The 10,417-nt window shown below is 32.4% G+C and carries 11 protein-coding genes; all 11 read right to left on the minus strand.

The annotated features are described in order from the left end of the window. Window positions 1-94: 94 nt before the first annotated feature. Window positions 95-664 carry a dTDP-4-dehydrorhamnose 3,5-epimerase gene (gene rfbC / locus MOZ64_RS06575; protein WP_173445770.1) on the minus strand — a complete coding sequence of 190 codons (570 nt, stop codon included), beginning with the start codon at window positions 662-664 and terminating at the stop codon, window positions 95-97. Continuing rightward, window positions 664-1,557: a glucose-1-phosphate thymidylyltransferase RfbA gene (rfbA, locus tag MOZ64_RS06580; protein WP_320325789.1), complete on the minus strand. Its 894-nt coding sequence runs from the start codon at window positions 1,555-1,557 to the stop codon at window positions 664-666. Before rfbA ends, rfbC begins: the two co-directional genes overlap by 1 nt. Before the next feature lie 148 nt (window positions 1,558-1,705). After that, complete coding sequence (locus MOZ64_RS06585) at window positions 1,706-2,740, minus strand: hypothetical protein (RefSeq protein ID WP_320325790.1); 1,035 nt, start codon at window positions 2,738-2,740, stop codon at window positions 1,706-1,708. A 152-nt stretch (window positions 2,741-2,892) separates the two neighbouring features. Beyond that, entirely contained in the window at window positions 2,893-3,342 is a 450-nt protein-coding gene (locus MOZ64_RS06590) for a hypothetical protein (RefSeq protein ID WP_320325791.1), read from the minus strand. A gap of 86 nt (window positions 3,343-3,428) precedes the next feature. Next, the gene (locus MOZ64_RS06595) at window positions 3,429-4,571 is read right to left on the minus strand and encodes a MerR family transcriptional regulator (protein WP_320325792.1); all 1,143 of its coding nucleotides are present in this window, start codon (window positions 4,569-4,571) and stop codon (window positions 3,429-3,431) included. 1 nt (window position 4,572) lies between these two features. Continuing rightward, window positions 4,573-5,490: a glycosyltransferase gene (locus MOZ64_RS06600; RefSeq protein ID WP_320325793.1), complete on the minus strand. Its 918-nt coding sequence runs from the start codon at window positions 5,488-5,490 to the stop codon at window positions 4,573-4,575. Window position 5,491: 1 nt separating this feature from the next. Continuing rightward, window positions 5,492-7,483, minus strand: a complete 1,992-nt coding sequence (locus MOZ64_RS06605) for a DUF6077 domain-containing protein (protein ID WP_320325794.1) — start codon at window positions 7,481-7,483, stop codon at window positions 5,492-5,494. Between the two features lie 15 nt (window positions 7,484-7,498). Beyond that, window positions 7,499-7,846, minus strand: a complete 348-nt coding sequence (locus MOZ64_RS06610) for a DUF2304 domain-containing protein (protein WP_320325795.1) — start codon at window positions 7,844-7,846, stop codon at window positions 7,499-7,501. 2 nt (window positions 7,847-7,848) lie between these two features. Beyond that, entirely contained in the window at window positions 7,849-8,541 is a 693-nt protein-coding gene (locus MOZ64_RS06615) for a glycosyltransferase family 2 protein (RefSeq protein ID WP_320325796.1), read from the minus strand. Between the two features lie 45 nt (window positions 8,542-8,586). Next, a complete protein-coding gene (locus tag MOZ64_RS06620; protein WP_320325797.1) occupies window positions 8,587-9,564 on the minus strand; it encodes a glycosyltransferase family 2 protein in 978 nt (325 codons plus the stop codon). Then, on the minus strand, window positions 9,530-10,417 hold the full coding sequence (locus MOZ64_RS06625) for a glycosyltransferase family 2 protein (RefSeq protein WP_320325798.1): 888 nt from the start codon (window positions 10,415-10,417) through the stop codon (window positions 9,530-9,532). The genes MOZ64_RS06620 and MOZ64_RS06625 overlap by 35 nt, the downstream gene beginning before the upstream one ends.

Below are 10,417 nucleotides of genomic sequence, written 5' to 3' on the forward strand. Positions count from 1 at the left end.
AATCAATCCTGAATTCGATAGATAATGATGGATCCACATAACGACAAATACTATCGCAATGTTTGTGCACGTAATATTCCAGTACAATCTGGTTTTACTTTTCATAAACAAATTGGTTGTTGGATTCTTCTAAGGTTGGTCCGACTTGATCTTTCTCACTTAATACAGGTTCGATACCATTTAATAAAGATCCCCAATCCACAGCACAAGTTGGATCATCATAGCGCATGCCACCTTCACTTGCTTTGTTGTATACGTTATCAACTTTATACATGAACTTTACGTCATCCGTTAACGTTAAGAATCCATGGGCAAAACCTTGTGGAATAAAGAATTGACGATGATTGTCTTCACTCAACTCGACACTGACCCATTGTGCAAAAGTAGGACTTCCCTTACGAATATCTACCGCAACATCAATGACTTTTCCTTTAATACAACTGACTAATTTGGATTGTGCATAAGGCGGATTTTGCCAATGCAAGCCACGAAGGGTTCCCTTCTTTGCGCTAAAAGACATATTGTCTTGGACAAATGTGACATCTACACCGATTTTCTCGTATTTTGGTTTTTCATAGGTTTCCGTAAACCATCCACGATGATCTCCAAATACATCGGTATCAATGATTAATACACCGGGAATTTTTGTTTCTGTTACTTTCATTATTCTGCCCACTCCTGTTCTACATATTCTTGATTCATGATTTTCTTCAAATACGCACCATACTGATTCTTCTTATAAATTTCATAGATTTCTTCCAATTGTTTGCGATCGATCCACCCATTTTTGAAAGCAATCTCTTCCAAACAAGCAATTTTACGATGTTGATGATCTTCAATGGTCTTCACAAAATTGGTTGCATCTACTAAGGATTCATGGGTACCTGTATCCAACCAAGTAAAGCCATCACCGAGTAAAGTAACATTCAATTCATTATTCTCTAGATAAATTCGATTCAAATCGGTAATTTCTAATTCACCACGTGCACTTGGTTTCAAATTTTTCGCATATTCTACAACTTTATTATCATAGAAATATAGACCAGTAACTGCATAATTTGATTTTGGATGTGCAGGCTTTTCTTCCAAAGATACGGCTTTTCCATTATTATCAAATTCTACGACGCCAAAACGTTCCGGATCTTCGACATAATATCCAAACACGGTAGCACCCACTTCTTTTTTAGCTGCGGCACGCAAACGTTTTGTCAAACCATGTCCATGGAAAATGTTGTCACCTAAGATCATAGCGACACTGTCATCCCCAATAAATTCTTCACCTAAGATAAAAGCTTGTGCCAAACCATCCGGAGAAGGTTGTACTTTATAAGATAATTCCACACCAAAATCATGACCATCCCCTAACAATTCTTGAAAACGAGGCGTATCATCTGGCGTTGAAATAATTAAAATTTCACGAATACCTGCATTCATTAAAATGCTCATTGGATAATAAATCATTGGTTTATCATAAATAGGTAGTAATTGTTTACTTGTTACTTTGGTCAATGGATACAATCTTGTTCCACTACCACCAGCTAGAATAATGCCTTTCATAAGAAGACCTCCTCAACAAGATAATAATAAACCCTTACGTAACGTAAGGGTCAAGCGTTTTATTTATTTCCGATTTGTAATAGATTTCCTATGGAAAACAGATATGCAAGCCCCATTAATGGTGGCATAGCAACTGTAAAATAATTCATTATTGTGTCATCAATATATTCTTTATATATAAATTGTGAAAAACATTAATAGAAAATGAATATGCAATACAAATACCAAATAAGACTACAACAAGTCCAATTAGTAATAAGCATTCTGTATGCGCTATCTTCCATCGCTTCTTTATCAAAACATAAAGCAATAAAATTAGTTGAAAAAAGAGAATAATGATCATTCCAACAAATAACAATGGATTTAACATACTATAAATTTTAAAAATGATTGAAACCTGTTCATTTGCATGATTCATTGCATTTTGATTGCATAAACTATAATCTTTTAAATATTCTATTCCTGTTACTGTAGAAGCATATTTACCAACCTCAGGATGATACGCTGTATTGCCAACAATAGCACCTGGAGTATAACCTTGTAAAAACATTACATTCCTAAAATTATGTATAACTAATGGGAATAGACTTTCAATTTCAGTCTTATTTCTACCTACAGCCGAAGACAATAATTGTATTTTATCTGTTTTTTCTAATTCTCCAGTATTGAAGGCAGATTCAATTTCATTATTAACTTTTGAAAATAATTTATCTATTTGTTTTTCAGATTTCCAAATCCCTGTATCACTTAAAGAACTCCGTAAAACCCATGTTAAAAAATCACCTTGAATTGGTTTTTTTGAAATATCTCCTGCAAACCAAGGTGTATGTTCAATAGATTGTAATAATTCTGGATATTCTTGTAAAGTAGGAGAAACTTTAAATACCTTTTCAATAGAATCTTTTGGTGCCCAAACATACCAATTCTGTTTTTGGGATTTTACTTTATAAACATTATTAACAAATTCACCAAGTTCTCCTGAAGTTCTAGTCTGAATTGCAGATACTCCGAAATATTTTTCATTTATTTCTTTATAATTATTTGTACCGTAATTAAAGGAAGCAAATGGAATACAAATGATAATACTATACAAAATCGTTCTTTGCCAATTTCTTGTTTTTATCAAATGATAAATAATCGCTATTACACTTGCGATTGAAAAAAAGATTAAACATGCGAACATCCATAATCCGTCTTCTTTAATAAAATAAGTAAATGTAAAAAGAATTCCTAAAATAAAAGTTCGAATAATGGTACAAATATATTGAAGAAACTTTTTTTGTTCATTTGATATTATATCTTTAACATTTATCAAAATTAGGCTAAATACTATAATTAAAATGGCGCAATAATAGAATTACGATAAATTCTTGTACCCATCCAACTATCAAATGCCATCGGCAAAAACAAAAAGTATAAATATGATACTAATGATAAATACTTATTTTTAAAATACTTTTGTGCTACATTAAATACACTAAGTGCCGCAAATACCCATAATATCGAAACAGACAATGTATAATTTAAATGCATTCTATGAATCAACCGAACATATAGCGGAAAACTCATTGTTTTTACTAGAGACCAAACATTTGGATCATGAAAATGTGTATTAAAATTGGAATAACGCATTAAAAGTACATCATCAAATGACTCAGAACAATAAAAATGATTTCCAATAGATTGACCTAAAACAATTCGATAAATTCCTGTAATAATTATTATAAAAAAAATTACAGCTAATGGATTGATTTTTTTGAATCTTTTCGTTTTGTATTTTTTCATCTTTTCATTCTCTTTCCTTTTGCTCTTATACATTCATCTATCTAATTAGTCTTTCAATTGCCTATTTAACCTGTATACATAAAAGACTATTTCCTGCAAATAAAGACACCGGCTTCTTTGGTGATATGAAGAGGTAATTGGTTTTGTACAAATGATTTAAATTCCATAAGTCTTGGGCCAATGATCTCACTTTGATTGCCATGACAACTCATTATATAATCCACCAAAGGTTGTGCTTCATCCACGATCAATGCATCTGGATAATAGGAAACATGAACCTCTGAAAAATAAGGATTCAGCATATCTTTCCCATTATCCAATCCAAATACATCATATAAATTCGTTTGAGACAATGTGATCCTAGAGTCAAAAGCCTGTACTAAAGCTGTAATTTCTTTCATATGGTTTGGTCCATAGGTACTGCAATACAATACCCCATTTGGTTTTAATACCCGATCTATTTCCGAAAGCCCTCGATTCAGATCCTGCAAATAAAACAAGACATGATTGGCAATCACACAATCAAAATACGCATCCTTAAATGGAATCTTTTCGCAATCGACCACAATACAATTAAATGCAGAACCATATTTTTTACGAACCTCAGATACCATCCCTTCCGAACTATCCGATAAGAAGAATTCACGATTGCGTAAATTTAATGTATTGTATTTCCATAATTCACCTGTACCACAACCAATTTCAAGTAATCGATTCACTCCCGTAAAATCGATTTGTGCATACAACCAAGGAAACCATCCCATTGGGTTCTGTGAATATTTCTCATGTAGTGCAATTCGTACATCCAAATTCTTTGATGTCATATATTGATTAATGATAGATGAGTTATCCTGACTCATTTGGACCAATGAAATCAAATTGGACCAATCAAAAGAATCATTTTCCAAAGAAGAAGATGCAATATCTAAAGCCTCTTTTAAATTCTGTAAATTAGTGATCTTTGCCTGTACCAAACTCGATTGTAAATGCAACGAATCCTTTAACGTTTCTTCCGAAGACATCATCGAAAAGATTTCTTCAATCGAAAAATCTAGATTTCGTAACGTAATGATCTTCTGTAAACGAATAAGATCCGTATCACTATATTGACGATATCCATTCTTTAAGATACAAGAAGGCTTTAATAAACCAATCTTGTCATAATAGCGAATCGTTCGTTGACTGACATTCGCCAATTTCGCAAATTGACCAGTTGTATAATAGTTCATATTAGCTATTCATCGATAATAACGCAAATCGGCGTATACGATCTAAAAAAGGACGAGAATGAAACAACAATTCAAACCCATGACTAATAAAAGGAATGACCTGCTTGGTTCGCATTTCTTTTAACATCTGATTAAACAAGACATTGGATTCCGAATACTTCTTAGCAATCTTCTCATTATTATGCGATTGTACATAATCCATCGCATCCGCAATATTCGCAACCTTTCCCTGTTTATATGCATCCGTAATAAAACACAAATATAAATATTGTTCATATAAATTTGATCGTGAAACACTATTTGAAGACATACGATATTTTAATACCGATTCATTGATATTCGACATTTTATATCCTTTTAATACAGCACGTAACACAAAATCTGTATCTTCACAAAGTGGAATCAATCGATAGCCATGCAAATCATCAAATATGGCTTTCTTACCAAACCAAGTAGGGTGTGCAACTACCTGCCCATAGCGCAAACATTTCTTGATTTTATCTGGATCAGAAGGAACTTTATTGATTTTATATAATATATTTCCATTCTCATCAATCACTTCGGTTAATCCGCCAATTAAATCAAAACAATTAGATCTAAGATAATCCAATTGTTTTTCAAAACGATTTGGTAATGAAACATCATCCGCATCCATTCGTGCAATGTATTCTCCGTTTGCAAATTCCAATCCTCGATTTAAAGATCTAGCCAAACCCATATTTTTTTCGTTTGGATAAAACCGTATTCGAGAATCCTTAGCAGCATAATCATGAATCACTCTACGATGCATATCATTTTCTGGATTATCTAATATGATGATAAATTCAAAATCTTGATACGTTTGATTCAAGATTGATTCAATAGATTGCCGTAATTGCGACTCATCCTCTTTATATGTTGACATGATAACTGAAATCATTTTAATACCTCAATTTAAACAGATAATAAGGGTTATTTGATTCTTTGCTTTCCAATACCAATTGCTGATTTTGATTTTCTAATTGATCTCGTGCTTGATTTGTAAAAACCAAAATATAATCGGTTTTATATTTCTCTAAAATTGGTAATATTTCATTTATAGATTCATGTTTTGTTTTTACACAAAAATCATTTAATTTTTTTGCTTCAGCTCTATCCATTTTGCCAAATCCAGATCTTGAATGTATTTGAATGCGATTGGACACAATATTAAATGAAGCATCTGGCATCATCGTTCCATCATAAGGAAATAAATCCGGTGTGTACAATCGATAATTTCCATATGGAAGTGCATTAAAATATGTCCCAATTTCATTGGTAATTCTTGGTGTCATGGTTGTATTTACATCCAATACTCGTTTAAAGTAATATCCATCTCTACTTATTCCTGAGCCTAAAAAATCATATGTATTCATTTGAGCACGATTCACTTGTATATAGGTAAGAGTCGATACAATAGTAAAAGCACTAAGAATGTTGACCCATACTTTGCGTTTATTTAATAAAATAATACGTTGCACAATGCATACTCCGAAAATAAATACTAATAAGTATTGTAATGATGATACTGTACGCAATACCACAAAAAAAATGTTAAAAGCAGAATACATGGCCAACTCTTTAAGATATAAAGTTTTAAAAAACAGATAAAACAAGAAGATAAAAGTTGGAACATATCTTTGATAACGATCTTTTCCATATTCAAAGGCAAGAATAATGGGAACAAAGCCATATACCCAGCAAACATCATTTAAATAATACTCATGATAATACGCATTAAAATTCTGTACACATCCCGCATATTTATCAGCCATATCACCTAATGGTAAATGATCCAGTTTCTTTGTTGCTAGAACACAAAGAATAAATAATGCAAATAAAAAACATGAAATGATGAATTTTCTTTTATTTTTTTGCTTATACAATTGATAGCTTGAATCAAAACATTTAATGGTAAGAATGAACACAACAAACAAAATAATATTTGGTATCGCAATACTCGAAAAAGAAAGAAAGGATAAAAAAAGCAATAAAACACATATGAATGACTTACACTGAAATTTTTTTAATAGTGGCCAACTAAAAATCATTAATACAGGGAATGAAAAAGTACGTACAACACTACCCCCATAGAACATTGCAGTCTGGAATTGCCATAGATCAAAGGATCGAATATGAATATTGGTTGTCCCATACATTAAAAAGCCATGTGCAATTAAAAATAGAAAAAAAGGCACTAAGGCGTATTGTGCATATTCCTTTTTCAACATTAATTTTGCTAATTCTTTGTAGATAATACAAAAAAAGACATAATTATGTAACTGCATCGTAACTCGACAGAAAAAAGGAGGCTGTATGAAAAATAACTTTGAAAGGAAAGCATAACTTATCTCATAAGTATTGATACCTCGTGCCAAATCAAAATGGTAGCTATGCAATAAAGCCCCATTGTAATAATTTTCATTATCTAAAGCCGTACTTCCTATCGAATTAACCATTTTTCCAATATAATAGCCATCATCATAGTTCATATGATAAAAAGACACCTGATTTGAAATAGAGAATACTAAAAACAAAAATACAAAAATACATAAAACCCAGTTTTCACGAACAAACTGTCGTAAGTTTGTCTTAAAATTATGGCGAATATTTTGATACGTATCTTTGATCACCGTTTTTTCTGATTTTATTAATAATACTAAAACAACACCAAATACTATGCATTGAACGATAAAATAGATATGCCAACTCAAATGAAGATTTTGTGAAGGAAAAACCACCAAAAATGTTAATAAGTAGGTAAATAAAAATCCAATTATAAATCGTTTTCCCGTATCTTTCTCATAACCAAAAAAATCTAGAAGGACGTCTCCTAGAAAATAATAGAAATTAAACATGAAAAACCAGAATACCAATGATAATAGCCAATACATACAAAAACCCTTTCTCTACTTCTTTTCTTGTTCGTCCAAATATTCTTTAATACTTAACTTCTGGATCAATTCTTTATTCTTATCTTGTACTTTGGATAATTCACTGGCTTGTGAAAATGTGATGATATATAGAAAGAAAATAAATAAAGAAAAGATAAAGTTACTTGCACTCATGAATCCCAGTTTATTGGATGCCCATAGGGCAAGGCCTGGAAATACGCTAAGAATCAATAATAAAATGGCCCATAAGATCCATACAATGGATTGACTGATATTTAATCCTTGTTTGCGAATCTTATGAATCACAAAAATAAAGGTTAAGATACTAGCACAGATAAACACAAATTGTAAACGCAATGACATACTTACCTCTTTCGAAATGGTTGAATAAAGAAAATCGAAACCAACATACGACTCATATATTTGATCGTATTGCTTAAATTTAGATAGGATTCGCCAAATTCTCGCTCACTCATTTGGACTTGAACTTCTTTCACTTTACAATGTTTCTTTAACATATATACAAGTGTATCTGGTTCCGGTGGATTATTCATGTCCAACGCATATTCTTTGATACATGTTTTATCATAGGCACGAAACCCACTCGTTGGATCTTTGATTGTTTTTCCTGTGGTTAACTTAATGGCACCCGCAATCAATCTTGAACCAGCCATACGTGCCGTCCAAGGCTTCTTTTCCGTTACAAATCTGGAACCAATCACAATTTGGTTTCCCTTTTTGATTTCATCGACCAAAGCGGGAATATACTTTGCGGAATGTTGGCCATCCCCATCAAATTGAATGGCTACATCATAATTTTGTTCCATCGCCAATTTAAATCCCGTTTGCACCGCACCAAACAATCCCAAGTTACAAAAGCCATCAATGGTATGAAACTGATTTTTGCGACATACTTCCAATGTATTATCTTTGGATCCATCATTGATGATTATATAATCAACTTGTGGCGCATTGTCAATGATATCTTGGACCGTCTTTTCAATATTTAATGCCTCATTGTAGGCAGGTATGATTACCAATGTTCTTAAATCACTCATGCTTTCCCTCAAACATGTCCATTATATAGATTCTTTACATACTTTTCAATGAATTAAGACAAAGAGTAAATCCATACAACGTGCTTTTCTTGATTTTAATTGTCGATAATAGGGATTGAAATTTTGTTTCAACAAACGAAAAAACTTCCGATTTTGGATAGCTTCGATATGTTCTTTATCAAATTGATAATACGCATCAAAACGTTCTTTATTCTCTTCATAAAAGGTTGGATTCACTTCTTTGATCGTTTCTAGAACTTTTATGCCATCTTGACAAACCAAGGTCCTTGTATTTTCTTCATTGGCTGTTTTGACATGTTCACTGGTTGTTAGATTGGCATCTTTGGCTCCGATGGTATTCTTCGCATGGATACGATATCTAAATAAGGATCGATTGTAGAAATACATGCTTCCATGCTTTGAAGCAATCAAATTGATGATCCAATCATGTGGAAGTTTCGTACTAAAGCGTTGGATAAAGCCATCGCGTAAAGACGACGTAATCAATAAGGAACAGCCTTGAAAGTAATTATGATTCAAAAATTCATCAAATTTTACTTCGACAATATCATTTTCTTTCACTTCTTTGATATACAGATTGTTGTTGGAAAAACCTTTTTTCTTACGAATGGAAATCGGTTGGTCGTGCTCATCTATAAAGGTAAAGGAAGAAGCTAGTGCTTCCATTTCGGGATGATTGTTCATGATAGCCATCATTTCTTTGACTTTATCTGGATACCAGATATCATCTTGATCACAAAGAAAGATATGTTCATGCGAACATAAGGACAAAGCTTTTTTAAAATTACGTTTATATCCCAAATTTTGTTCATTTTTATATAAATGAATGTGAGGATATTGTTTTATATATTCTTGAATAATATCCACCGTTCCATCACTCGATTGATCATCACAAATAATAATTTCATTCACGGATAAAGATTGATGAAGAATGGAATCCAATTGTTTTCGTAAATAAACTTCCCCATTATACGTTGCCATCGCAACCGATATCATGTGCATCCATCCTCTCTTTCATATACATGCGAATTTCATGCATTTGTTTGGCCTTCTTTTTATTGATAATTCGATATACCTTTTCTTTGATGCCATAATACTTATATTCAAACAACAGTTTTTGTTCATGATCCAAGCCATATTTCTTGCCATAATACACACTGGAATCCATTTCATGACCAATCATTTGTAAAGAAGACGGTGTGCTCTTTTTTTCCAAATGAATCATTCTTAAAGATTCATCATATACACTTTTCTTGGTTGGATCCAATTTCTCGATACGCCGTTTGATATCGGGTTCTTCATAATACATGAACATATGTTCATCAAACATGCCTGCTTGAATAAATAAATCTCGAGGAATAAACATATCGGCTCCCGATATATACATTTGATTGGCATCGAATCTTCCTAGTTTGTTCCATAACTTCAATGTCCACTTTTTTAGAATAGACATTTGATAATCGTAATAGAACGAAAAGCCTGGCTTGCCATTTTCATAACACAATTGAATGCCTAACATACCAATGGACTCTTTCTGAAAGCGTTCGATGATTTTTTGAAAAATGGGTTCCACCAAGATGATATCCGGATTTAAGAAGGCAAGGATTTTTCCCTTCGATACTTTGACACCTTCATTATTGCCTGCTCCAAAGCCTCGATTGTCACTGGAAATATATTGAAAATGAGGAAGAGGAATATTCTGAATGTCTGGATAAATTCTTTCCTTTTCCGGACTGTTATCAACCACAATGACTTCCAACTCATCGCCAATATCATTGTATTGGACAATGGATTCCAACGCTTGTCGGACAATGGGGCCACTTTTATACGCAACCAAGATGACGGACAATTCCAT

It is taken from the genome of Absicoccus intestinalis (genome assembly GCF_033971885.1).
GTDB lineage: Bacteria > Bacillota_I > Bacilli_A > Erysipelotrichales > Erysipelotrichaceae > Absicoccus > Absicoccus intestinalis.